Here is a 23,326-nt window from a genome sequence, read left to right on the forward strand (position 1 = left end):
TCTCCGCCCTGTATCTCGGCTGCATGGGCCCTAACCGGTGCGAAGAGAGGCTGGAGTCAGTTCACAGCAGCACCTCACCGCACTGGAGACAGCGATGACCCGTCGTTCCATAACCAAGCGCGCAGCCATCGTCACCGCCACCGCGATCGTGGCCGTGGGAACCGTCGGCACCGTCGCCGCCACCGCCGGGACGGACAGCCCGAAGAAGCCCACCAAGAAGGAGATCGCGGGCCTGTTCACCACCTGGAACGCGGCCCTGCAGACCGGTGACGCCCACAAGGTCGCCGACCTGTACGCGAAGGACGCGGTGCTGCTGCCCACCGTCTCCAACAAGGTCAGAACCAACCACGCCGAGATCGTCGACTACTTCGAGCACTTCCTGCAGAACAAGCCGGTCGGCAAGAAGGTCCGGACGATCGTCAACGTCCTCGACACCAACTCCGCGATCGACACCGGCGTCTACGAGTTCACCCTCACCGACCCGAAGACCGGCGCCAAGCGGGTCGTCGAGGCCCGCTACACGTACGAGTACGAGAAGCGGAACGGTCAGTGGAAGATCGTCAACCACCACTCCTCGGCGATGCCCGAAGGCTGATCTCCACCGTCAGCCCGCCCCCCGGCGCGTCCGCCAGCGTCACGGTCCCGCCGTCGTCGGTCACCAACTGCTTGACGACGGCGAGACCGAGGCCGGAGCCGGAGCGCCCGGTCAGGCCCTGGCCGCGCCAGAAGCGGTCGAAGGCACGGGACTTCTCGGCGTCCGACATGCCCGGTCCCTCGTCCAGCACCGACAGCACCACCGTGTCCGCCCGGGACTCCACCTCGACGGTGATCCGCCCGCCGTCCGGCGAGACCTCCAGGGCGTTCGAGAGCACGTTGTCCAGCACCTGGTCCAGGTGACCGGGGCTGGCCAGCACAGACGGCCGGTCGTCGACAACACTCCCCCTGAGCGCGATGGTGACTCCGCGCTCGTCGGCGGCCGGCCTCCACACCGTCAGCCGTTCGTCCACGATGTCCCTCAGGGCGAGCGGCTCGGCCGCGGTCACCTTCGCCTCGGCCCGCGCCAGCACCAGCAGGCCGTTGACCAGGCGGCTCATGCGGACCACCTCCGCCGTCGCCTGCTCCACGTCCTCGCGCACGAACTCGTCGTCCACGCCGTCCGCGATGTTGTCCAGCGACAGCCGCAACGCGGTGAGCGGGGTGCGGAGTTGATGGGAGGCGTCGGCCACGAAGATGCGCTGCGAGGCGACCAGGGTGTCGAGACGTTCGGCGCCCTGGTTCAGGGTGCGGGCGAGGGTCTGCGTCTCCGGCGGGCCCGTCACGGGGGAGCGGGCGGTCAGGTCGCCGTCGCTGAACTTGCTGGCCATGGAGTTCAGTTCCCGCAGCGGCGCGGTGATGCGGCGGGCGGCGAAGGCGCCGATCGCCGCGGCCGCACCGAGGACGAGCACGGCGAGGGCGGCCCGGAAGCCCCAGATCTGCCAGAGCCGCTTGGTCATGTCGGAGGTCGAGTACACGATCCGTACGGCCGCGTCACCTTTGGCGGGGACGGTGACCGTCAGGTTCTCGCCCCACACGAAGTCGGAACCCCAGTCGGTCGTCGGCTGGTTCCGCTGCACGGCCCGGGTCAGCGCCGCGTCCCCGGTGGGCCGGTCCAGCCCCGGGTCGCAGGCGGCGGTGGGCGTCGCCTCCACGTCGCCGTACGCCGTGGCGACCTTGGCCAGCGCCTCGCACGAGGCCCTGTCGCCGTTGCCCAGCAGCAGCGCCATGGTGTTGGCCTCGCGCAGCACCGACTGCCGGGTGTCGTCCCGCAGTTGATCGGTGAGCGTGAACGCCACCGGGACCGTGAACAGGAAGATCGCCACCGCGACCAGCAGGATGTAGCTCCGGATGAGCTGCCGGTTCATGAAGCCCCGTCGTCCTTGACGATCTCCAGGCGGAAGCCGACGCCCCGCACCGCCTCGATGGTGATCGCACCGGCGAGCTTGCGCCGCAGCGCCGCCACGTGCACGTCCAGCGTCTTGGTCGGCCCGAACCAGTTGGCGTCCCAGACCGCCTCCATGATCTGCTCGCGCGACATCAGCGCGCCCGGCTCCTCGGTGAGGAAGGCCAGCAGGTCGTACTCCTTGGGCGCGAGGGCCACCTCCTCGCCGTCCAGGCGCACCCGGGCGGCCTTGCGGTCCACGGTGAGGCGGGAGCCGTACCGGTCGGGGCCGTTCTCGGCGCTGGGACGGGGCTGGGCGCGCCGCATCACGGCCCGTATCCGCGCGATGACCTCTCGGACCCCGAACGGCTTGGACACGTAGTCGTCGGCGCCGAGCTCGAGCCCGACCACCCGGTCCGTCTCGTCGCTGCGTGCGCTGATCACGATGATCGGCACGTCACCGCGCTCCCGCAGCGCCCTGCACACGTCGAGACCGTCGGTGTCCGGCAGCCCGAGGTCCAGGAGTACGACGTCGTAGGGCCCGGTGTGGTTCAGCGCGGCGGCGCCGGTGGAGACCCACTCGACCTCGAACCCGTACCGGATCAGGCCGCGCCTGAGGGACTGGGCGACCGGCTCATCGTCTTCCACCAGAAGTACGCGCACAGCCGCACCCTAATCCTTGAAACTTAATTCACAGCTGTCACCTGGGCCTCACATCGGTGTGTACAGGGGTGTGTGACGCGGTGCACTTTTCCCCAGGTCCCGAATTGGGCATGCGCTGACCTGGGCGTCCGAATCTCACGATGCGATACCGCAGAGGTGGAAACCGGACGCTCGTTAAACTGAGCCGACACAAACGGACTGAGCGAGGAGCGCACGTGGGCCTTGTCGTGCAGAAGTACGGAGGCTCCTCCGTAGCCGATGCCGAGGGCATCAAGCGCGTCGCCAAGCGAATCGTCGAAGCGAAGAAGAACGGCCACCAGGTCGTCGTCGTCGTTTCCGCGATGGGCGACACGACGGACGAGCTGATCGATCTCGCCGAGCAGGTATCGCCGATGCCTGCCGGGCGTGAGTTCGACATGCTGCTGACCGCCGGAGAGCGGATCTCCATGGCACTGCTGGCCATGGCGATCAAAAACCTGGGCCACGAGGCCCAGTCCTTCACCGGCAGCCAGGCAGGCGTCATCACCGACTCGGTCCACAACAAAGCCCGGATCATCGACGTCACGCCGGGCCGTATCCGGGAGTCCCTCGACAAGGGCAACATCGCCATCGTCGCCGGCTTCCAGGGCGTCAGCCAGGACAAGAAGGACATCACCACGCTCGGCCGCGGCGGTTCCGACACCACCGCCGTCGCGCTGGCCGCCGCCCTCGACGCCGAGGTCTGCGAGATCTACACCGACGTGGACGGCGTGTTCACCGCCGACCCGCGCGTGGTGAAGAAGGCGAAGAAGATCGACTGGATCTCCTTCGAGGACATGCTGGAGCTCGCCGCCTCCGGTTCGAAGGTGCTGCTCCACCGCTGCGTGGAGTACGCGCGCCGCTACAACATCCCGATCCACGTCCGGTCCAGCTTCAGCGGGCTGCAGGGCACCTGGGTCAGCAGTGAGCCGATCGAGCAAGGGGACAAGCAGGTGGAGCAGGCCATCATCTCCGGTGTCGCGCACGACACCTCCGAGGCCAAGATCACGGTCGTCGGCGTGCCGGACAAGCCGGGTGAGGCCGCGGTGATCTTCCGTACGATCGCGGACGCCGAGATCAACATCGACATGATCGTGCAGAACGTCTCCGCCGCCTCCACCGGGCTGACGGACATCTCCTTCACCCTCCCCAAGGCCGAGGGCCGCAAGGCCATCGACGCCCTGGAGAAGAACAAGTCCGGCATCGGCTTCGACTCGCTGCGCTACGACGACCAGATCGGCAAGATCTCCCTGGTCGGCGCGGGCATGAAGACCAACCCGGGCGTCACGGCGGACTTCTTCACCGCCCTGTCCGACGCGGGCGTGAACATCGAGCTGATCTCGACCTCCGAGATCCGCATCTCGGTCGTCACCCGCGCCGACGACGTCAACGAAGCCGTCCGCGCCGTCCACAGCGCCTTCGGCCTCGACTCCGACAGCGACGAGGCCGTGGTCTACGGCGGCACCGGCCGATGACCGCACGTCCGACGCTCGCGGTCGTGGGGGCGACCGGGGCCGTCGGCACCGTCATGCTCCAGATCCTGTCCCAGCACGCGGACATCTGGGGCGAGATCCGACTCATCGCCTCTCCCCGCTCGGCCGGCCGCAAGCTGGCCGTGCGGGGGGAGCAGGTCGAGGTGGTGGCCCTGTCGGAGGAGGCCTTCGACGGGGTCGACGTCGCCATGTTCGACGTACCCGACGAGGTGGCCGCCCAGTGGGCGCCGGTCGCCGCCGCGCGCGGTGCCGTCGTGGTGGACAACTCCGGCGCGTTCCGGATGGACTCCGACGTGCCCCTCGTCGTCCCCGAGGTCAATCCGCACGCGGCCCGGATGCGGCCACGCGGGATCATCGCCAACCCCAACTGCACGACCCTGTCCATGATCGTGGCCCTGGGCGCGCTGCACGCCGAGTTCGGGCTGCGGGAGCTGGTGGTGTCCAGCTACCAGGCGGTCAGCGGGGCCGGGCGGGCCGGCGTGGACACCCTGCGCCAGCAGCTGTCCCTGGTCGCCGGCACCGAGCTCGGCACCCACCCCGGCGATGTGCGGAGGGCCGTCGGCGACAACACCGGGCCGTTCCCGGAGCCGGTCGCGCTGAACGTCGTACCGTGGGCCGGGTCGCTGCGCGAGGACGGCTGGTCCTCGGAGGAGATGAAGGTGCGGGACGAGACCCGCAAGATCCTCGGACTGCCCGCGCTGCCGGTCGCCGTGACCTGTGTGCGGGTCCCGGTCGTCACCGTGCACTCCCTCACCGTCCACGCCCGCTTCGAGGGCGAGGTCACCGTCCGCAAGGCGCGCGAGATCCTCGCGACCGCACCCGGGGTCGTCCTCTTCGACGACCCGGAGGCCGGGGAGTTCCCCACCCCCGCCGATGTCGTGGGCACCGACCCCACCTGGGTCGGCCGGGTCCGGCGCGCCCTCGACGACCCCACGGCGCTCGAACTCTTCGTGTGCGGGGACAACCTGCGCAAGGGCGCCGCCCTCAACACCGCCCAGATCGCGGAGCTGGTGGCGGCCGAGTTCGGGTGACGATCGTCCGGCGCACGGCCGCTTCCGCCGCACCGGGTCCCGCCTACGCAGTTGTGCCTACGCAAAAAGTCCTGGCCATGGCCGGAACGCTTTGTAGGATCTATGGGCGACATGTGGTGCGGGTAATGGTCCGTACCACTTGATCCCGGCGCTTCGGCGTCCGAAGATTTTCCTCCCCGCTCTCCGCAACCGCGCGGAGGGCGGGGAGCGTCTTTGCGAACGCCCTTTCAGGGGGGCGTGGGGATGCGGTACGAGGCGTGGGGACGCCTCGGTCATTCAGGACACAGGGGAAGAGCGGGTAGGCATGAGCGCGTTTGACGCACGGTCAGTTGTGCTGCCTGAGAGAAGACGGACAGCGGCGTACAACCCTCACGGGGGTGAGCGTGTCCAACTGGCGTGGCTCAGGTACTCGACTTCCCGGCCGCGCCGAGCGGCGCGGCCGTCCTCCGGCCCCGCAGGCCCGGGGCGCCCGGTGGCATGCCGGTGATCGCGCCCATGCCCGCAGCGCGGCCCACCCGCATACCCAGTCAGCGTGACGGCGCCGAGGAAGCGGCGGCAGCCGGGACCACCGTCGACCACCTGACCGAGACCTACCGCGCGCACTACCGCTCGCTGCTGGGTCTCGCCGCCCTCCTGCTCGACGACACCGCCTCCTGCGAGGACGTAGTCCAGGAGGCCTTCATCCGCGTCCACTCGGCACGCAAACGCGTCCGCGACCCCGAGAAGACGCTCGCGTACCTGCGTCAGACGGTCGTCAACCTCTCCCGCTCGGCCCTGCGCCGGCGCATCCTCGGACTGAAGCTGCTGTCCAAGCCGATGCCCGACATGGCGAGCGCCGAGGAGGGGGCCTACGACCAGCTGGAGCGCGACTCGCTCATCAAGGCCATGAAGGGGCTTCAGCGCCGCCAGCGCGAGGTCCTGGTCCTGCGCTACTTCGCGGACATGACCGAGGCCCAGGTCGCCGACACGCTCGGCATCTCACTGGGCTCCGTCAAGGCGTACGGCTCCCGGGGGATCGCCGCGCTGCGCGTCGCCATGGAGGCGCCGGCATGAGCGGCGGGAGTGGCTCCGACGAACGGCGACACGAACCCTACGAGTGGCACGAGCCGACGTGGGTGGGCAAGCAAGAGCACAAGCAATCGCACGCTGGGAACGGAACTGTGAATCACGGCCCCGACGATCTGAGCTCCACGGGGGAGTTCGACTCGGACGAGCTGGCACTGCGACGGATGCTTCAGCTGGCGGTCCAGGAGATGGAGCCGCGCGACGGCACCCTGGAGCATCTGCGCAAGGCGGTCCCCGCCCGACGGGCACGCAAGCGGCAGGCCCTGGTGGGCATGGCCGCCGCGGCTCTGTTCATCGGCACTGCCATCCCCGCCGTCGTGCACGTCTCCTCCACCGACACCAGTGCCAACACCTCCAACGCCGGGCACACCTCCCAGATGCAGGGCGGCGCGAGCCAGGGCAAGCAGGAGGAGGGCGGCGAGTCCACCTCCGGCGGCTCCGCCGGCAAGACGGAGGACAAGGGCAAGGGCGAGACCAAGGGCGACGAGAAGGGCAAGACCGCGGGCGCGAGCTCCGGTGCCAGCAGCGGCGCCGACCCGTCCGCCACGTCCGCCGCGAGCACCCCGGTCTGTACGGCCGCGCAGCTGGGCACGCCCACCGCGACCACCGCCGCGCCCGACGCCTCCGGCACGGTCTACGGCAGCTTCCACGTCACCAACGGCTCCACCGCCGCCTGCACGGTCACCGGTCCCGGCATCGTGACCCCGAGCGCGCAGGGCGCGGCCGACGCGAGCAAGATCGGCGCCCTCCGGCATGTCTCCGGCGACCCGGCGACCGGGCTGCCCGATCCGGCGGCCGAGGTCTCCCAGCTGCTGCTCCAGCCGGGCTCCTCCTACGACGTGAAGTTCGCCTGGGTGCCGTCCGAGACCTGCCCCACCACGGATCCCTCGACCGACCCCACCCCCGATCCCACGTCCTCCCCGGACACCTCCACCAGCGAGGGTTCCTCGACCGGCGGCGACACCGGCACCTCGACCCAGCTCATGACCGACGGCACGGCCGACGGCAGCGTCCTGGTGACGAACACGGCGCAGGCGGGCGGCCCGTCGGTGTCCACGACGGTGCCCAACGCGTGCGCGGGGACCGTGTACTGGACGGGTGTGCTGACGTCGTCGTGACGGCGTGCGGGGGATCGCGTGGGAACCGTGGCGGTGACGGCGCGCGGGACGGCGAGCGGGAGGCCGCGCGCCGGGGTACGGCGGGCGTGACGGCGAAGGCGCTGCTCAGGCGGGCGTCTTCGCCTGGGGCTGGTCCTGCTGTCCCCGGTCCTGCCGGCCCTGGCTCTGCGGGCCTTGTTCCGGCTGGTCGTCGTCCGGGACGATCCCCAGTTCCGCGTCCCGGATGAACTCCACCTCGCGGCGCACCAGCCGGAACCACATGAAGACCACGAAGCCGGCGAAGACGAACCACTCGCCGGTGTAGCCGAGGTTCTGGAACGCCTTCAGGTCCAGCCCGCTGTCGGCGGGCGCGGTCGCCGGTACGGCCTTCATCCCGGAGTCACCGGTGTTCAGGGTGACCCACGCGTCGTACACGTCGTAGGGCACGAGGTTGATCAGTGAGGCCGCGCTGATCGCCGCGGTCTGCCCGGCCGGGAGCCCGCCCCGCGCACTGACGCCGTTGTCCCCCGGGGTCTCGGAGGCCTGGAGCGCGCCGGTGACGGTGACCTCGCCCTTCGGCGGGGCCGGGACCTTCGCCGGATCGGGGGTGCCCGGCAGCCAGCCGCGCACCACGGGCAGGGCCTCGCCGCCGTCGGTGCGCAGCAGGGTCAGGACGTAGTACCCCTCGCGGTCGCCCAGCTGCCGGTCGGGGACGAGCAGCTGCTTGTCGTACCGGCCGGTCGCGGTGGCCTGCTTGCCGGAGGTCGCCTTGTCCACCGGCAGCAGCTCGGCCAGCGGCCGCGGGGCCTCCCGCACGTCCGTGACGACCTGCTTCTCGGCCTCGCGGCTCTCCGTCATCCGGTCCTCGAACCGGCTCAGCTGCCATGACCCCATGAAGATGCAGAACGGGATGGCGAGCAGCACGAAGACGTTGATGCCGAACCAGCGGGGCGTCAGCAGAAACCGGTACACACCCCCACGGTACGGGGACGCCCCGGGCGGCCGGGGCGCGGGGTCAGTAGCGCTCGGTCAGGTGGTCCCGGCCGGCCGGAGGTTCGTACGGCTCCGGCCAGAAGTCGGTGACCGCGGATATACGGCCGCTCCCGTCACCGGTGAAGAACGAGATGCCGTACATCTCCTCCAGCCCCACCGTGACGTGGACCCAGGTGACCACCTGCTCCGGTTCGGCGACCATCCGCTCGATCCGCAGGTGCCAGTCGCCCGGGTACTCCCGGTTGAACTCGACGTACCGCTCCCGGCCGCTGACGCGCTCGCGGGTCTGCGGCAGGGTGTAGACGACGTCCTCGGCGAGGGTGTCCGCGAACGCGCTCCAGTCGCGGGCCTCGGCGAAGGCCCAGAAACTCTCCACGGTCTTGCGCAGATCGGTCATGCGGACGAGTCTGCACCCCGCCACTGACAATCGACCCGGGAGCGGGCTTCCGGGCCTGGTGGGAAGGGGTCCGGGTAAGCGGCCGGTAGAAGTTTTCCACAGGCTGGGGACCTCGTCTGCGGATTGTCTGTGAGGGCAGGCAGTATGGGGTCATGACTGAGAGCAACGGGTCCGCCGCGGCCGAGCGGATCAACGAGATGCCGGACTGGGAGAAGCGCTTCCGGGCGCCCCGGGTGTCCCTTCCGGACTGGGCGGAGGACGCCCCGGACCGTTCCTTGTTCGTGTCCAACGCCACCGGGACCTACGAGCTGTACGCCTGGGACAGGGCCACGGGCGAGCAGCGCCAGGTGACGGACCGGCCCAACGGCACCACGGACGGCGTGCTCTCCCCGGACGGCGCCTGGATCTGGTGGTTCGACGACAAGGACGGCGACGAGTTCGGCGTCTGGCGCCGCCAGCCCTTCGAGGGCGGACCGGACGAGCCCGCCGCGCCGGGCCTGGAGGCCTCCTACCCCGCGGGCCTCGCCCTGGGCCGGGACGGCCGGACGGCGGTCGTGGGCCGCTCCACCGACGACGAGGGCACCTCCATCCATCTCGTGCGGACCGGCGAGGAGCCGGTGGAGATCTACCGGCACCGCGAGTCGGCGGGCGTCGGCGACCTCTCCCACGACGGCTCGCTGATCGCCGTCGAGCACACCGAGCACGGCGACGCGATGCACTCGGCCCTGCGCGTGGTCCGCCCGGACGGCACGGCGGTCGCCGAGCTCGACGACACCAAGGGCGGCGCCGAGGAGCTGGGCCTGGAGGTCCTGGGCTTCGCGCCGGTCGTCGGCGACACCCGGCTGCTCGTCGGACACCAGCGGCGCGGTCGCTGGGAGCCGCTGGTGTGGGACGTGGCCACCTCCGAGGAGACCGACCTGGACCTGGACCTGCCCGGTGACGTGGGCGCCGAGTGGTACCCGGACGGCACCGGTCTGCTCATCGTGCACAGCTTCGAGGCACGCAGCGAGCTCTTCCGGTACGACCTGGCGAGCGGCCGGCTCGAGAAGGTCCCGACCCCGCCCGGCTCGGTCTCCGGGGCGACGGCCCGTCCTGACGGCAGCGTGGAGTACCTGTGGTCCTCGGCCGCCGAGCCGTCGGCGGTGCGCTCGACGACGGGTGAGGTGGTGCTCGACCCGCCCGGCCTGAAGTCCCCCGGCTCGGTGCCGGTGGAGGACGTGTGGGTACCGGGCCCGGGCGGCCGTATCCACGCCCTCGTGCAGAAGCCCGCGGGGGCGACGGGACCGCTGCCGACGGTCTTCGACATCCACGGCGGCCCGACCTGGCACGACAGCGACTCCTTCGCGGCCGGCCCCGCGGCCTGGGTGGACCACGGGTACGCGGTCGTGCGGGTCAACTACCGCGGCTCCACGGGCTACGGACGCGAGTGGACCGACGCGCTCAAGCACCGGGTCGGCCTCATCGAGCTGGAGGACATCGCGGCGGTGCGGGACTGGGCGATCACGTCCGGCCTCGCCGACCCCGACCGGCTGATTCTCACGGGCGGCTCCTGGGGCGGGTACCTTACCCTCCTCGGCCTGGGCACCCAGCCGGACGCGTGGGCGCTGGGCATCGCGGCGGTGCCGGTCGCGGACTACGTCACGGCGTTCCACGACGAGATGGAGGCGCTGAAGGCGATGGACCGGACGCTGCTGGGCGGCACGCCGGAGGAGGTGCCGGAGCGGTTCGAGGCGTCGTCGCCCTTGACGTACGTCGACCAGGTGAAGGCCCCCGTGTACATCTCGGCGGGTGTCAACGACCCCCGGTGCCCGATCCGACAGGTCGACAACTACGTCAAGCGGCTGGAGTCGCGGGGTGCGGTGCACGAGGTGTACCGGTACGACGCGGGTCACGGCTCGCTGGTGGTGGACGAGCGGATCAAGCAGGTGAAGCTGGAACTGGACTTCGCGGCGAGGCATTTGGGGTAGCGGGGAGGAGTTTCGTCCGCGGGTGCGTGGGGGCTGGTCGCGCCCCGCGGCGGAGCCGCTCATGTCACAGCCCCGCGCCCCTGAGTGGGGGCAGTCGAAGTCGGCCGAGCGGTACCCCCCGAGGGGCGCGGGGAACTGCGCGGCCCTCCCCTACCCGCCCGCAGTTGCACCACGACCCGACCCGGCACGACGCTCTCGCACACCTACGTTCCCGACCGCTCCCGGCCCCGCCGCCCCAGCAGCTCCGCCAGCCCCCGCCGAGTCGCCGCCAGCACCACCCGGTCCGACGGCTGGAGCACATACGTGTCCGGCAGATCCCACGCCAGCCCGGGCGCGTCCCCCGACTCCTCCCGGGCCAGCACCCGCCACGACCCGGCCCGGAACGCCTCCCCGACCGTCTTCCCCTCCAGCTGGGGATGCCCGCCCACCTCCACCGCCGCGAACAGCAGCACCCGCCGCTCGACCGGGAACGCCCCCAGGATCTGCCGCCCCATCATCGCCCCGGCGAACGCGGGGGCCGCGAGATGCGACACGCTCCGGCTCCGCGTCGAGGCGGCCGGGTGGGCCGCCCGCAGGGTCCGGTACACCGCCGTCGCGAAGTCGTCGTCGTACAGCCGCAGCACCACCCGGAGATCGGGCCGCACGGCCCGCGCGTACAGCACGGCCTCCAGGTTCGTCGTGTCCGCGCTGGTCACCGCGAGCAGCGCGTGCGCGCGGTGGATCTTGGCGGCCTCCAGGACCCCTTCCTGGGTGACGTCCCCGAGCACCACCGGCACCCGCAGCCGGCGGGCCGTGGCCAGTCCCCGGGCCTCGGGGTCGGACTCGACGCAGACCACGGGGATGTTCAGCTCCCGCAGCCGCGTCAGTACCCGGGTGCCGATCTTGCCGAGACCGAGGAGCACCACGTGTCCGCCGAGGCCACGGGGCGGTTTGCGCAGGGAGGACACCGTGCGGAAGGTGCCGAGCGCCTCGAGGACCGCGGCGAGGAGCACCGGGAGGAGGAGCAGTCCGGCGAGTCCGGACAGGAGTTGCAGGATCTGCCGGCCGACGGACTCCCCGATCGCGGGATCGTCGATCGCGAACAGATCGAGGAGGGTCAGATAGAAGGCGCGCAGGGGATGGATCCCGGTCACCAGCCACAGCGCGACGGCCAGCGCGACCACGCACCCCACCATTCCGGCCAGCGACCACCGCAGCCGGCGCGAGAACAGCGAGGCGAACCAGGGCATCACGCCCCGCCCGTCGGGCAGCGCGGGCCCGGCGTACGAGACCTGCTCCAGCACGACGGTGGCCCGTCCGCCGCCGTCCCGTACCGCCGCCGCGTCCGGCAGCAGTGCCGGTCCCTGGTCGTCGGCGCGCCCCTGGCTGTCGGTCTGCGAGAGCAGGGCGAGCGTGGCGAGGCCGGGACCGGCGCTCACCCCGGCCCCGGCGGGCGGCCGTTCGACCGCGCGCAGCAGCAGGCCGCCGGTCTGGAGGACCTTGCTGGTGCCGGTGAGGGCGGTGGCGGCCAGCGCGGGCGCGGCGGTGTCGGCGTCGGAGAGCACGGTGGTGGAGGCGTCGAAGCCGGTCCCGTCGGCCGGGCCGCCGGAGGCCAGCACGGCGGCCTGGTCGAGGAGTTCCTCGATGTGCTGGCCGAGGCGGCGGTTGTAGAGCCGCAGCACCAGCCGCAGCCGGGGGTTGAGGCGGCGGGCGGTGAGGGCGGCGCGGATGTTGGTCTCGTCGTCGTCGTACACGAGCGCGAGCGCGTCCGCGCGTTCCACGCCCGCCGCGGCGAGCGCGGCCTCGGTCGGCTCGGCGGCCTCCATCAGCCGTATGCCGCCCGGGGGTTCGCCGACGGCGGTGCCGGTGCCGGCGCTGGTGACGGCGCCGGTGCCGTTGCCGGTCAGGCCCGCGGCCGCGGTCACCACCCGGTCCAGCAGCGCGGACGCGGACCGGGCCCGCACCACCACCGGTGGCCGCACGGACCGTTCGGAGGCCGGTACGACGAGCGTGACCTGCTCGCCGTAGACCCCTCTGAGTTCGGCCGCCAGCCGGTGCGCGAGTCCGTCGTCGCCGCACACCACCATGTGCGCGGCCGCGTCGCCCGGCTGCCCTGGACCCTGGTTCGGAACGCTCCCCACGAGGGAGAAGACTGCCCTACCGGGACGGGTGGTGCCACGTGCGGCAGGTGAGGAGCCTCTCTGCCAAGAATTCCCCAAACCGCCGCGCACGCTGAGCAAAGGGACCTTCCCTGTCGTACGCACCAGGAGGGAAACCAGCACCTCACCACCGGAGGGATCCCGGCCGTGGCCGTCACCAAAGCACCCCCGCCCACGCGGGACACCGGCGAGGACCGGCGCCCGGCAACACCCAAGGCGCCGGCCCCGGCGCCGGACCCGGAGGCGCGGCGGCTCAACTCCCCTCTCGCGCTGACCCTGTTGATGCTCCTGGTGGTGCTCTGCCAGGGTCCGATCCGGGCGGCGCTGGGCGCGCCGGTGATGCAGAGCTGGATGACGGTGTTCGTCGCCGTGCTCGTGCAGGCGCTGCCCTTCCTGGTGCTCGGGGTGCTGCTGTCGGCGGCGATCGCGGTGTTCGTGCCGCCGTCGTTCTTCGCCCGCGCGCTGCCGAGGAACCCCGTCCTCGCGGTGCCGGTGGCGGGGGCGGCGGGTGTGGTGTTGCCGGGCTGCGAGTGTGCGTCCGTGCCGGTGGCGGGCGCGCTGGTGCGGCGCGGTGTCACCCCGGCCGCGGCCCTCGCCTTCCTGCTCTCCGCCCCGGCGATCAACCCGATCGTGCTGACCGCGACCGCCGTGGCCTTCCCCCGCGACCCGGAGATGGTCGTGGCCCGGCTCGTCGCGAGCCTGCTGGTGGCCTGCGCGATGGGCTGGCTGTGGCTGCGCCTCGGCCGCACCGATCTGCTGAAGCCGCCGACCCGGCACGCGTACGAGGGGCAGGGCAAGGGCGCCGCCTTCTGGGGCTCGGTGCGGCACGACGTGATGCACGCGGGCGGCTTCCTGGTCGTCGGCGCGATGGCCGCGGCGACCCTGAAGGCGGTGGTCCCGCAGACGTGGCTGCGTACGGCGGCGGAGAACCCGGTGATCGCCGTGCTGGCCCTGGCCGCGCTCGCCGTGGTGCTGTCGATCTGCTCGGAGGCGGACGCCTTCGTGGCCGCCTCGCTGACCCAGTTCTCGCTGACCGCGCGGCTGACCTTCCTGGTCGTCGGCCCGATGATCGACCTGAAGCTGTTCGCGATGCAGACCGGCACCTTCGGCCGCGCCTTCGCCCTGCGCTTCGCCCCCGCCACCCTCGCCCTGGCGATCGTGGTGTCGGTGCTGACCGGGTGGGTGATGCTGTGAACCGGCAGGCGCAGTCCGCGGTCCTGTTCGTCCTCGGCGCGGCCCTCCTGCACGCGGGCCTCACCGACCTCTACCTCCGCTACGTCAAGGCGGGGCTGCGTCCGCTGGTCCTCGCGGCCGGTGTCGTCCTCATCGCGACGGCGCTGGCGACGACCTGGTACGAGTGGCGCCACAAACGCCGGGCGGCCGCCCCCGAGGACCACGCCCACGAGGACGACGACCACGAGGACGACGATCAGGGGGACCACGTCCACCGCGAACCCCGTGTCTCCTGGCTCCTCGTCCTCCCTCTCTTCGCCCTCATCCTCGTCGCCCCGCCCGCGCTCGGCTCCTACAGCGCGATGCGCACGGGCACGGCCCTCCAGCAGGCGTACGGCTACCAGAAGCTCCCCGCGAGCGGCCCGCTGCGTCTGGGCCTGGCCGACTACGCGGGCCGGGCGGTCTACGAGCACGGCCGGGGTCTCGCCGGGCGGCAGATCACCATCACCGGGTTCGTCGCCCTGGACCACTCCGGCGCCCCCTACCTGGTCCGCATGGCTCTCAACTGCTGCGCGGCGGACGCCCAGCCGGTCAAGGTCGGGCTCACCGGGCAGGTCCCGCCGGTCCTCAGGCCGGACGGCTGGCTCCAGGTCACCGGCACCTACACCGGCAAGCGGACCAAGGACACGGTCAACGGCGGCCCGATCCCGTATCTCCGGGTCACCGCCGCGAAGCCGGTCCCGACCCCGTCCGACCCGTACGACGAGACCTGGAACAACTGACCGTCACGCGCCCCGGGTCGCCGCGAAGGCCTCGTCGAGCAGGGTGACGAGGTCGAGCCGACCGTCGGAGTCGGTCCAGTGGGCCAGCGCGACGTTCAGGCAGTTCAGCGCGGCCCCGGCCAGGACGGTCTGGGCGAGGGTCGCCGGCCCCTCGGAGCCCGCGCGGTCGGCGAGGGCCGCGGCCAGGGCGGGCCGCCAGCTGTGCTGTTTCTCCAGGTGGCGGGCGCACAGGGACGGCGTGTCATAGACCAGCCGGGTGGTGGCGAGAGCACCGGCCGGGTCCTCGTGGTACCGCACGAGCACCGCGTCCAGGGCGCGTCGCAGCGCCGTCCAGGAGTCCTCGTCCGCAGGACGGGCCCGCAGCGCGTCGGCGACCCGCAGGTCCTGGCCCTCGAAGGCGCCGAGCACGGCGTCCTCCTTGGTGCCGAAGTAGCGCAGGAAGGTGCTGCGGGAGACCCCGGCGGCCGCCGCCAGGTCGTCGAGGGTGACCTTGTCGAAGCCCTCACGGCGGAACAACTCGAAGGCCACGGCTGCCAGTTGCTCCCGTACGGCCGCCCGGGCGATGTCTCTCGTGGTCGTGCGCGCTGCTCCGGTCACCCGCCGATCGTAACGCCCGGGCCTTGCGCGAGTGAATCTCGATGGCTAACGTGACACTCAGTTTCACATCTAGAACTCGATATCCAGAAGCGATATCCAGAACTCCATATCCAGAACCTGACTCCAGGAAGGCCGGACCTCGTGCCCCAGACCCTCGGCATCATCGGCAGCGGCATGATCGGCACGGCGGTGGCCGGACTCGCCGTCGCCGCCGGACTGGACGTGGTGGTGAGCAACTCCCGCGGCCCGGAGACCCTCGCCGGCCTCGTCGCGGAACTCGGCGAGCGCGCCCGCGCGGCCACGCCGGCTCAGGCCGCGCGCGCCGGTGACCTGGTCGTGGCGGCCGTACCGCTGAAGGCGTACGAGCGGTTGCCCGCGGCCGAGCTGGCCGGGAAGACGGTGATCGACGCGATGAACCACTACCCGGACCGGGACGGCCGCTTCGCCGAGCTGGAGGCGGGGGGACTGACCTCCAGCGCGCTGGTGCAGCGGCACCTGGCCGGGGCGAGGGTGGTCAAGGCGTTCGCCACCATCGACTTCCTGCACCTGGGCACCCTCGCCCGGCCGGCCGGGGCCGCCGACCGCAGCGCCCTGCCCGTCGCGGGCGACGACGCCGACGCCAAGGCGGAGGTGGTCCGGCTGCTCGACCTGCTCGGCTACGACGCGGTCGACGCCGGCACCCTCGCCGACAGCGGGTGCCTGGCGCCCGGCAGCCCGGCGCACGTGCAGCCGTACATGGGGGAGCGGCCCGAGGGGCTGAGCCCTGAGGAGGCGCACCGCTGGTTCCTCGCCTCGCCCGGCGTGCCGGTGCCCGCCGCCCGGGTCAAGGAACTGATCGACGCCGGCCACTGACGGGAGACCCCGCATGACGATGATCGAGATACCCACCGAGGACGGCACCGTGGACGCCTACCTCGCCCGTCCCGACGACGGCGTCCGGCACCCCGCCGTCCTCCTCTACATGGACGCGTTCGGACTGCGCCCGCATCTGAGGTCGATGGCGGACCGGCTGGCCGCGGGGGGCCACACCGTCCTGGTCCCCAACGTCTTCTACCGCTTCGGCCGCGCCCCCGTCGTCGAGCTGCCCGACTTCATCGACCCCGCCGAGCGCCCGGAGATCATCCAGGCCATCGGCCCGGCCGCCCGCACCCTCTCCCCCGAGGGCGCGATGCGGGACGCGGCCGCCTACCTCGCGTGGCTGGAGGACTCGTCCCTGACCACCGGCGGCCCCGCCGGTGTCACCGGCTACTGCTGGGCGCGGGTCTCGCCCTGCGCACCGCGGGCACGTATCCGGAGCGGGTCGCGGCGGCGGCCGGGTTCCACGGGGCACACCTCGCCACCGACGCGCCCGACAGCCCCCACCTCCTCGCCGGCCGCATCACCGCCGAGCTGTACCTCGGCCACGCGGACCACGACTCCACCAACCCCGCCGACCGGATCGCCCGACTGGAGAAGGCCCTCACCGAGGCGGGCGTCGAGCATCGCAGCGAGGTCTACGAAGGCGCCCACCACGGCTTCACCCAGGCCGACACGGCGATGTACGGAGCGGCGGCGACGGAACGCCACTGGGCGGCGCTGCTGGACCTGTTCGCCCGGCGGCTCACCGGTTGACCGCCGTGAGCGGGCGTGCGCCGTGGTGGCCGCCGCGTCCCGCTGAACCCCACAAGCCCTTGCCGTCGTAGGACCCTCCCCCTAGCCTGCAATCTGACGACCCATCAGATATCGGCTAGGGGGCAGGCAATGGCCGTCACCAGCGAAAGCGGAACCGGACCCGGACCGGGCACCAGGGACATCCCCAGAGTCATCAGCGTGGACGACCACGTGATCGAACCCGCCCACCTCTTCGAGACCTGGCTCCCGGCCAGGTACCGGGACCGGGGGCCGAAGCCGCTCACCGCCGGCATCGGGGAACTCGCGTACATCGGCGGGAAGTACCGGTTCACCACCGATCCGGAAGGCCAGCTCACGGACTGGTGGGAGTACGAGGGCCTGCTCTTCCCGTACAAGCGGATCATCGCGGCCGTCGGCTTCTCGCGGGACGAGATGACCCTCGACGGGATCACCCGCGAGCAGATGCGGCGCGGCTGCTGGGACCCCAAGGCCCGGATCGAGGACATGGAGATGAACCATGTCGAGGCCTCCCTCTGCTTCCCCACCTTCCCGCGCTTCTGCGGGCAGACCTTCGCCGAGGCCAAGGACAAGGAGGTCGGGCTCGCCTGTGTGCGCGCCTACAACGACTGGATGGTCGAGGAGTGGTGCGGGGACAGCGGGGGACGGCTCATCCCGCTGTGTCTGATCCCGCTGTGGGACGTCGACCTCGCGGTCGCGGAGATCCGCCGCAACGCCGAACGGGGCGTCAGGGCCGTCACCTTCAGCGAGATCCCGACCTATCTGGGACTGCCGTCGATCCACTCCGGCTACTGGGACCCGTTCTTCGCGGCCTGCGAGGAGACCGGCACGGTCGTCAACATGCACATCGGCAGCAGCTCCCAGATGCCGGCCGCCTCCCCCGACGCCCCGCCCGCCGTCCAGGCCTCCCTGTCCTTCAACAACGCCATGGCCTCGATGATGGACTTCCTGTTCAGCGGGGTGCTGGTGAGGTTCCCGCGGCTGAAACTGGCGTACAGCGAGGGCCAGATGGGCTGGATCCCGTACGCCCTGGAACGCGCCGACGACGTCTGGGAGGAGCACCGGGCCTGGGGCGGGGTCAAGGACCTGATCCCGGAGCCGCCGTCGACGTACTACTACCGGCAGATCTTCTGCTGCTTCTTCCGCGACCGGCACGGCATCGAGGCGATCGAGACCGTCGGCGTCGACAACGCGACCTTCGAGACCGACTACCCGCACGTGGACTCGACCTGGCCGCACACGAAGAAGGTCGCCGAGGAACACGTGGCCGGCCTCCCGGACGACGTGGTCTACAAGCTGATGCGGGGCAACGCGATCCGCATGCTGGACCTGGACTTCGACCGGTAGCCGACCGGCACCGCACGGCGTGCGTGTCGGCGACCCCCTCCAGGGCGCGACCGCCGCTTCAGCGGCTCCAGTCCAGCGCGGCCAGTGCTCGCGCCCGTGCCTCCGTCACCGCGATCCGGGCTTCCAGTTCCGCCGCGTCCACATGCGCCGGTTGGCCGGTGACCTGGCCCTCCCACTGGCGGTACAGGAGGCCGGGTTCGGCGGTGAACCAGCCGGGGCTGACGGCGTCCAGGGCCAGCAGCAGGCCGGTGTCCTCGGAGGCGGGCAGGGCCATCCAGCCGCCGAGGGCGAGCAGCAGCTCCCGGCGGACGAAAAGGGTGCCGGGGACGACCAGCGGTAAGGAGTGGGCCTTCCAGTGCGCGAGCAGCGCCCCGGACGCGAGGGGGCCCTCGCCGGGATCGCCGGGAAAGGCGACCGTGGTGCCGTCGGGCAGTTGGTCCAGCGCGCGGGAGGTCGCCCAGCCGAGCGCGGGGTCGGCCTCCAGCGCGGCGAGGTCCCGGGCGAGCGCGCCCGGGGTGAGCAGGTCGTCGGCGTCCAGGACCTTCACGTACGGCCCCGTCGCGTGTGCGAGTGCGATCGTGCGGGCGACGCCCGGCCCGCCGGGGCGCCCCTGACGGAAGGTCACGCGGGGGTCGTCGGGGACGTACGGGTGCACCTCGTCCGTGCGGCCGTCCTCCTGTATCACCCAGCGCCACCCCCAGCCCTCGGGCAGTTCCTGTGCGCACACCGAGGCGTAGGCCTCGGGCAGGAAGCGGGCGGACGGGGCATGAACGGCCGTGATGATCGTTATGTGCACCGGCACAGCCTAAAACGTGCCCGGACACGGAAAGACCCGACCGCTGGCGACGGGGGATGCACCAGCGGTCGGGCTGTGGCCAAGACTAACAAGGCAAATGGAACAGCGGGAGCGGACTGCTCAGCCGGGGGGAGAAGTTGTGAGCGGGATCACGTAATGCGCTTCAGTCGCACGGAGGATCGTACGAGAGCCGGGGCAGGTACTCCTCCCACTCCTGGCGGGTCAGGACGTTCCCGGTGGTGGCACAGATGCGGTCGATCGCGTCGTCGACGTCGAGGTCCCACAGCCGGATCGTGTCGGAGCCGCTGGACACCCCGAGCATGCGGCTGTTGGGGCTGAAGGAGAGGAAGTTGCCGGTCTTGGCGTTGGGGCTCATCGACTGCCCGATGGGGCCGGCCGCGGACGGGTCGGACACGTCCCAGAGCCGGACCGTGTTGTCGTTGCCGCCGCTGGCCAGCCTCGTCCCGTCGCGGCTGTACGTCAGCGACACCACCGCCTCGGTGTGCCCGGTGAGGGCGGCACCCGCCCGCTCGGCGTGCGCGGGGTCGGCCACGTCCCACAGCCGGACCGTGTCGTCGTCACCGCCGCTGGCCAGGGTGCGGCCGTCCGGGCTGAAGACGAGCACGTTGACGGGCCCCGCGTGCCCGGTGAGCGGCGGGCCGAGCGCGGTCGTACGGACCGGGTCCGTCACCTTCCACAGCCGGATCGTGCCGTCCGCGCTGCCGCTGGCCAGGGTCCGGCCGTCCGGGCTGAAGGCGAGGCCGTTGATGTATCCCCGGTGGCCGGCGACCGGGCCGTGGGAGGCCGGGTGGGCCGGGTCGGTGATATCCCACAGCTGGAGGCTGCGGCTGTCGTAGGCGGTGGCCATGGTGCGGCCGTCCGGGCTGAACGCCAGCGCGTCCGGGCCCATGAACCGGGAGCGCAGGACGAGCGCCGGACCGTAGGGGACGGGCCGGGTCGGGTCGGTGACGTTCCACAGGTGGACCCGGCCGGTGGCGAGCACCGCGAGGATGCGGCCGTCGGGGGAGAACTGCACCTGGGAGTCGGGGTCGCGCACCTCGGGGGTGAACGGCTCGCCCAGGGCCACGGGCCGGGCCGGGTCCGTCACCTTCCACAGCCGGATCCGTCCGTCCCGCCCGGCCGTGGCGAGCACCTCGCCGTCCCGCCGGAACGCCCCGCTGCCGCCCACCACGTCCCCCGACGGGATCGACCACAGCCGCACCTTGCTGTCACCGCTGCCGGTCGCGAGCGTACGGCCGTCCGGGCTGAAGCCCAGCGCGTACATCTCCCCGCTGCTCCCGGCGAGCGGCTCGCCGACCTGCGAGGGGTACGCCGGGTCGCTCACGTTCCACAGGCTCGCCGTGCTGTCCGCGCTGGCCGCGGCGAGCGTGTCCCCGTCCGGGCTGAAGGCCACGGACCAGATGGGCCCGGTGTGGCCGGTCAGGGGCGAGCCGACGGGGCCCGCCGCGGCCGGGTCGGTCACGTCCCACAGCCGGACGGTGTCGTCGGCGCTGCCGGTCGCGAGCGTACGGCCGTCCGGGCTGAAGGCGACCGAGTGCACCAGGCCGGTGTGCCCGACGAGACCCCTGGGGTACGCCTTCGGGTGCCGAGGGTCCGCGGTGTTCCACAGCCGAATCGTTTTGTCGTCGCCCCCGGCCGCCAGTGTGCGCCCGTCGGGGCTCCACGCCACGGTCCGCACGGCGGCCCCGGCACCCGTCAGGGCATCGAGCGGCTCGGGCCGTGCCGCGTCACGCATGTCCCACAGGCGTACGGTCCTGTCCTCCCCGGCGGAGGCCAGCGTGCGCCCGTCCGGGCTGAACGCGATCAGGTAGATGGTGCCGCGATGGCCGGCCAGGGGAGCGCCGAGGGGCTTCGGGTGCCGGGGGTCCCGGACGTCCCAGAGCCGGATCGTCCCGTCGTCCCCGGCACTGGCCAGGGTCGTGCCGTCGGGGCTGAAGACCGCGCTGCTCACCCAGCTCGTGCCACCGGCGAGGGGCTCGCCGAGGGATGTCGGGTGCCGGCGGTCGCCCACGTCCCACAGCCGCACGGTCCGGTCGTAGCCGGCGGTGGCCAGGAGCCGGCCGTCCGGGCTGAACGAGGTGAGGTACACGGCACCGGTGTGGCCGGTGAGCGGGGTGGCGAGGGGCGCGTTGACGATGGAGATCAGCCGGGTGTTGGTGCCCTCGTCGTCGGGCCGCAGCCTGTGCGCGACCAGGTCGATCCGGGCGGACAGCGAGGGGTTCGTGTACTGGACGCGGTCCGCCTCCGCGACCACCTGCTCGAACACGGCGTCGTTGCGCTGCTGCCAGGCCACCACCGCCGAACCCACGGCCACCATCGCGAGCACCACCAGGGCCGACACCGCGCCCCGGGCGATCAGCACGGTACGCCGGCGCAGCCGCACCGAGGCGGCCAGGAACTCCACCGCGCTGCGGGTCAGATAGGTGTCCCCGGCGGACTTCGCCCAGCTGCGGGCCTGCTCCAGCCGGGAGCCCCGGTACAGCAGCGAGGAGTCGCGGTTCGAGCCCTCCCAGGAGCGGCCGTCCTCCTCGATGCGCTGGCGCAGCAGATGGTCGCTGCGGTCCTCGTCGATCCACTCGCGCAGCCGCGGCCACGCCGTCAGCAGGGCCTCGTGGGTGATCTCCACGGTCTCCGCGTCCAGCGTCACCAGCCGGGCCCGCACCAGCGCCTCGAGCGACTCCTCGGTCTTGCCCGGGTCCGTGGACTCCGCGGCCAGCTGACGCCGGGTGCCGCGGCGGCGGGTGGCCTGGGTGTCCTCGCCGAGCCGCACCAGCCGCAGCAGCAGCAACCGGGCCGCCGTACGCGCCGCCGGATCGAGGCCGGACCAGGCCCGCTCGGCGGTCGCCGCCACCGCGCCCTGGATCCCACCGGCCGCGCGATAGCCGGCCACGGTCAGCCGGCCGCCCTTGCGGCGCTGCCAGGTCGCGAGCAGGGCGTGCGAGAGCAGCGGCAGCACGCCCGCGTCATGGGCGCCGCGCGGCCCGTCGGCGCTCACCTCGCGCACGATCAGCTCCGCGAGCCCCGGCTCCAGCTCCAGCCCCACGGCGCGGGCCGGACCGGTCACGGCCTCGCGCAGCTCCCCGCTGGTCAGCGGTCCGAGCACCATGTGCCGGTGCTGGAGCGCGTCCGCCAGCTCGGGGTGGTCGAGGCACCGCTCGTAGAAGTCGGCGCGGATGCCGAGGAGCACCAGGGCGGGGGCCTCGGCGTCGGGTCCCGCGGGGGTGCAGGCCGCGTGCAGCAGCTGGACGAAGGTGCGCCGGGCCGTCTCGTCCGAGCAGAGGGTGAACGCCTCCTCGAACTGGTCCACGATCACGACCGCCCGGGCGGCGGCGCCCTCGTGCTGAGCCCACGAGGCGACCGCGTCCCGCACGGCGGCGGCGAATTCGGGAGGGTGGTCCGGCGTACCGGCGTCGGCTGTACGGGCGTCGGCTGTACGGGTGTCGGCAGTACGGGCGTCGGCTGCGCGGGCGTCGGCTTCGGCTATGTCGGCTTCGGCGACGACCGGCGCCAGGTCGGGTATACGACGGGTCAGTTCCGCGAGCGGATCGGCGCCCGGCACCAGTTGCAGGACGGCCGGGCCACCGGCCTCCCCGTCCAGCGCCCCGTCCGCCAGCGCGGTCACCAGACCGGCGCTGAGCAGCGAGGACTTGCCCGCGCCGGAGGCGCCCACGAGCATCACCAGACCGCCGGTACCGGTTTCGGCGGCCGAGCGGAGCAGCTTGACGAGCGCCTCGGTGCTGCGCTCCCGGCCGAAGAACCAGCGGGCGTCCTCCTGCCGGTAGGAGGCCAGACCGCGGTAGGGGCAGACACCGGCCGGGGCCTCCGCCTGCTGCGGCCCCTCGTCCTCCTCGGGTGCCACCGCCCGCTCCCACAGCCGCTGCCACTGGCCGAGGTCGTACAGCCCGGCCGAGACGGGAGTGGGACTGATACGCCGCGCTTCGGGAATGAGGATGTGCAGCACGGCCGCGAGCGCGGTGAACTGAGCGGGTACGTTACGGGCCCGCCGCCAGTCGCTGATGCGCTGCGCGGACACCCGCACGGGCCGCCCGCGCTCGTCGACACGCTGGAGCCGGCCGACTCCCTCGGACACCCGCTTGAGGGGCGGATTCCCTGCCTCTCGGTACAGCAGGGCGAGACGCTCCGCGAAGGCCGTGCGTGCCCCTGAGTCGGCACTCAAGGTCTTCCACCCCTTACTTCCCTC

General features: G+C 72.2%; 18 protein-coding genes and 1 pseudogene. 11 read left to right on the plus strand and 8 right to left on the minus strand.

The window, feature by feature from the left end; all coding sequences use genetic code 11:
• Positions 1–94: 94 nt before the first annotated feature.
• Positions 95–595, plus strand: a complete 501-nt coding sequence (locus AC2XR2_RS24470) for an SgcJ/EcaC family oxidoreductase (protein WP_330265450.1) — start codon at positions 95–97, stop codon at positions 593–595.
• On the opposite strand, the gene AC2XR2_RS24475 is transcribed toward AC2XR2_RS24470, so the two are convergent.
• Both AC2XR2_RS24475 and AC2XR2_RS24480 read right to left on the minus strand, forming a co-directional pair.
• Positions 561–1,901 (minus strand): sensor histidine kinase, encoded by a 1,341-nt coding sequence (locus AC2XR2_RS24475; protein ID WP_491516308.1) that lies wholly within the window; start codon positions 1,899–1,901, stop codon positions 561–563. The genes AC2XR2_RS24470 and AC2XR2_RS24475 overlap by 35 nt on opposite strands.
• Positions 1,898–2,581, minus strand: a complete 684-nt coding sequence (locus AC2XR2_RS24480) for a response regulator transcription factor (RefSeq protein ID WP_491516309.1) — start codon at positions 2,579–2,581, stop codon at positions 1,898–1,900. The genes AC2XR2_RS24475 and AC2XR2_RS24480 overlap by 4 nt, the downstream gene beginning before the upstream one ends.
• 215 nt (positions 2,582–2,796) lie before the next feature.
• Between AC2XR2_RS24480 and AC2XR2_RS24485 the strand changes: the two genes are divergently transcribed.
• The 4 genes from AC2XR2_RS24485 to AC2XR2_RS24500 all read left to right on the plus strand — a co-directional run bounded on the left by AC2XR2_RS24485 (position 2,797) and on the right by AC2XR2_RS24500 (position 7,306).
• Positions 2,797–4,074: an aspartate kinase gene (locus AC2XR2_RS24485; protein ID WP_020134475.1), complete on the plus strand. Its 1,278-nt coding sequence runs from the start codon at positions 2,797–2,799 to the stop codon at positions 4,072–4,074.
• Positions 4,071–5,123, plus strand: coding sequence for an aspartate-semialdehyde dehydrogenase (locus AC2XR2_RS24490; protein WP_330265446.1), 1,053 nt, complete (start codon positions 4,071–4,073; stop codon positions 5,121–5,123). The genes AC2XR2_RS24485 and AC2XR2_RS24490 overlap by 4 nt, the downstream gene beginning before the upstream one ends.
• Positions 5,124–5,519: 396 nt before the next feature.
• The gene (locus AC2XR2_RS24495) at positions 5,520–6,176 is read left to right on the plus strand and encodes a SigE family RNA polymerase sigma factor (RefSeq protein ID WP_330265445.1); all 657 of its coding nucleotides are present in this window, start codon (positions 5,520–5,522) and stop codon (positions 6,174–6,176) included.
• 107 nt (positions 6,177–6,283) lie between these two features.
• Positions 6,284–7,306 (plus strand): hypothetical protein, encoded by a 1,023-nt coding sequence (locus tag AC2XR2_RS24500; protein ID WP_381299104.1) that lies wholly within the window; start codon positions 6,284–6,286, stop codon positions 7,304–7,306.
• A gap of 105 nt (positions 7,307–7,411) precedes the next feature.
• Here AC2XR2_RS24500 and AC2XR2_RS24505 read toward each other — a convergent pair whose 3' ends face one another.
• Together AC2XR2_RS24505 and AC2XR2_RS24510 are read right to left on the minus strand one after the other, a co-directional pair.
• Positions 7,412–8,257: an SURF1 family protein gene (locus AC2XR2_RS24505; RefSeq protein WP_491516310.1), complete on the minus strand. Its 846-nt coding sequence runs from the start codon at positions 8,255–8,257 to the stop codon at positions 7,412–7,414.
• Between the two features lie 43 nt (positions 8,258–8,300).
• On the minus strand, positions 8,301–8,675 hold the full coding sequence (locus AC2XR2_RS24510) for a nuclear transport factor 2 family protein (RefSeq protein WP_330265442.1): 375 nt from the start codon (positions 8,673–8,675) through the stop codon (positions 8,301–8,303).
• Between the two features lie 152 nt (positions 8,676–8,827).
• On the opposite strand from AC2XR2_RS24510, the gene AC2XR2_RS24515 reads away from it, so the two are divergent.
• Positions 8,828–10,642 carry a S9 family peptidase gene (locus AC2XR2_RS24515; RefSeq protein ID WP_491516311.1) on the plus strand — a complete coding sequence of 605 codons (1,815 nt, stop codon included), beginning with the start codon at positions 8,828–8,830 and terminating at the stop codon, positions 10,640–10,642.
• A gap of 203 nt (positions 10,643–10,845) precedes the next feature.
• On the opposite strand, the gene AC2XR2_RS24520 is transcribed toward AC2XR2_RS24515, so the two are convergent.
• Complete coding sequence (locus AC2XR2_RS24520) at positions 10,846–12,708, minus strand: NAD-binding protein (RefSeq protein WP_491518489.1); 1,863 nt, start codon at positions 12,706–12,708, stop codon at positions 10,846–10,848.
• A 219-nt stretch (positions 12,709–12,927) separates the two neighbouring features.
• Between AC2XR2_RS24520 and AC2XR2_RS24525 the strand changes: the two genes are divergently transcribed.
• Positions 12,928–13,974: a permease gene (locus AC2XR2_RS24525; protein ID WP_449348883.1), complete on the plus strand. Its 1,047-nt coding sequence runs from the start codon at positions 12,928–12,930 to the stop codon at positions 13,972–13,974.
• Positions 13,971–14,735 carry a TIGR03943 family putative permease subunit gene (locus AC2XR2_RS24530; protein ID WP_491516312.1) on the plus strand — a complete coding sequence of 255 codons (765 nt, stop codon included), beginning with the start codon at positions 13,971–13,973 and terminating at the stop codon, positions 14,733–14,735. Before AC2XR2_RS24525 ends, AC2XR2_RS24530 begins: the two co-directional genes overlap by 4 nt.
• A 3-nt stretch (positions 14,736–14,738) precedes the next feature.
• Here the strand turns inward: AC2XR2_RS24530 and AC2XR2_RS24535 are convergent, their stop codons facing one another.
• Positions 14,739–15,332 carry a TetR family transcriptional regulator gene (locus AC2XR2_RS24535; protein WP_491516313.1) on the minus strand — a complete coding sequence of 198 codons (594 nt, stop codon included), beginning with the start codon at positions 15,330–15,332 and terminating at the stop codon, positions 14,739–14,741.
• Between the two features lie 141 nt (positions 15,333–15,473).
• On the opposite strand from AC2XR2_RS24535, the gene AC2XR2_RS24540 reads away from it, so the two are divergent.
• From AC2XR2_RS24540 to AC2XR2_RS24550, 3 genes and pseudogenes are all read left to right on the plus strand, one after another.
• Positions 15,474–16,184 carry an NADPH-dependent F420 reductase gene (locus AC2XR2_RS24540; protein ID WP_491516314.1) on the plus strand — a complete coding sequence of 237 codons (711 nt, stop codon included), beginning with the start codon at positions 15,474–15,476 and terminating at the stop codon, positions 16,182–16,184.
• Between the two features lie 13 nt (positions 16,185–16,197).
• Positions 16,198–16,943 (plus strand): annotated as a pseudogene (locus AC2XR2_RS24545) (dienelactone hydrolase family protein).
• A 129-nt stretch (positions 16,944–17,072) separates the two neighbouring features.
• Positions 17,073–18,308, plus strand: coding sequence for an amidohydrolase family protein (locus tag AC2XR2_RS24550; RefSeq protein ID WP_491516315.1), 1,236 nt, complete (start codon positions 17,073–17,075; stop codon positions 18,306–18,308).
• A 58-nt stretch (positions 18,309–18,366) separates the two neighbouring features.
• On the opposite strand, the gene AC2XR2_RS24555 is transcribed toward AC2XR2_RS24550, so the two are convergent.
• Together AC2XR2_RS24555 and AC2XR2_RS24560 are read right to left on the minus strand one after the other, a co-directional pair.
• Positions 18,367–19,110: a glycosyltransferase family 2 protein gene (locus tag AC2XR2_RS24555; RefSeq protein ID WP_381299122.1), complete on the minus strand. Its 744-nt coding sequence runs from the start codon at positions 19,108–19,110 to the stop codon at positions 18,367–18,369.
• A 157-nt stretch (positions 19,111–19,267) separates the two neighbouring features.
• Positions 19,268–23,302, minus strand: a complete 4,035-nt coding sequence (locus AC2XR2_RS24560; protein ID WP_491516316.1) for an nSTAND1 domain-containing NTPase — start codon at positions 23,300–23,302, stop codon at positions 19,268–19,270.
• Positions 23,303–23,326: the final 24 nt, after the last annotated feature.

It is taken from the genome of Streptomyces sp. LS-MS-L19, assembly GCF_058382285.1.

Coding starts and splice junctions, on each gene's coding strand:
- AC2XR2_RS24470 (WP_330265450.1), top strand. CDS start 95: ATGACCCGTCGTTCCATAACCAAGCGCGCAGCCATCGTCACCGCCACC.
- AC2XR2_RS24475 (WP_491516308.1), bottom strand. CDS start 1,901: ATGAACCGGCAGCTCATCCGGAGCTACATCCTGCTGGTCGCGGTGGCG.
- AC2XR2_RS24490 (WP_330265446.1), top strand. CDS start 4,071: ATGACCGCACGTCCGACGCTCGCGGTCGTGGGGGCGACCGGGGCCGTC.
- AC2XR2_RS24510 (WP_330265442.1), bottom strand. CDS start 8,675: ATGACCGATCTGCGCAAGACCGTGGAGAGTTTCTGGGCCTTCGCCGAG.
- AC2XR2_RS24515 (WP_491516311.1), top strand. CDS start 8,828: ATGACTGAGAGCAACGGGTCCGCCGCGGCCGAGCGGATCAACGAGATG.
- AC2XR2_RS24520 (WP_491518489.1), bottom strand. CDS start 12,708: ATGGTGGTGTGCGGCGACGACGGACTCGCGCACCGGCTGGCGGCCGAA.
- AC2XR2_RS24550 (WP_491516315.1), top strand. CDS start 17,073: ATGGCCGTCACCAGCGAAAGCGGAACCGGACCCGGACCGGGCACCAGG.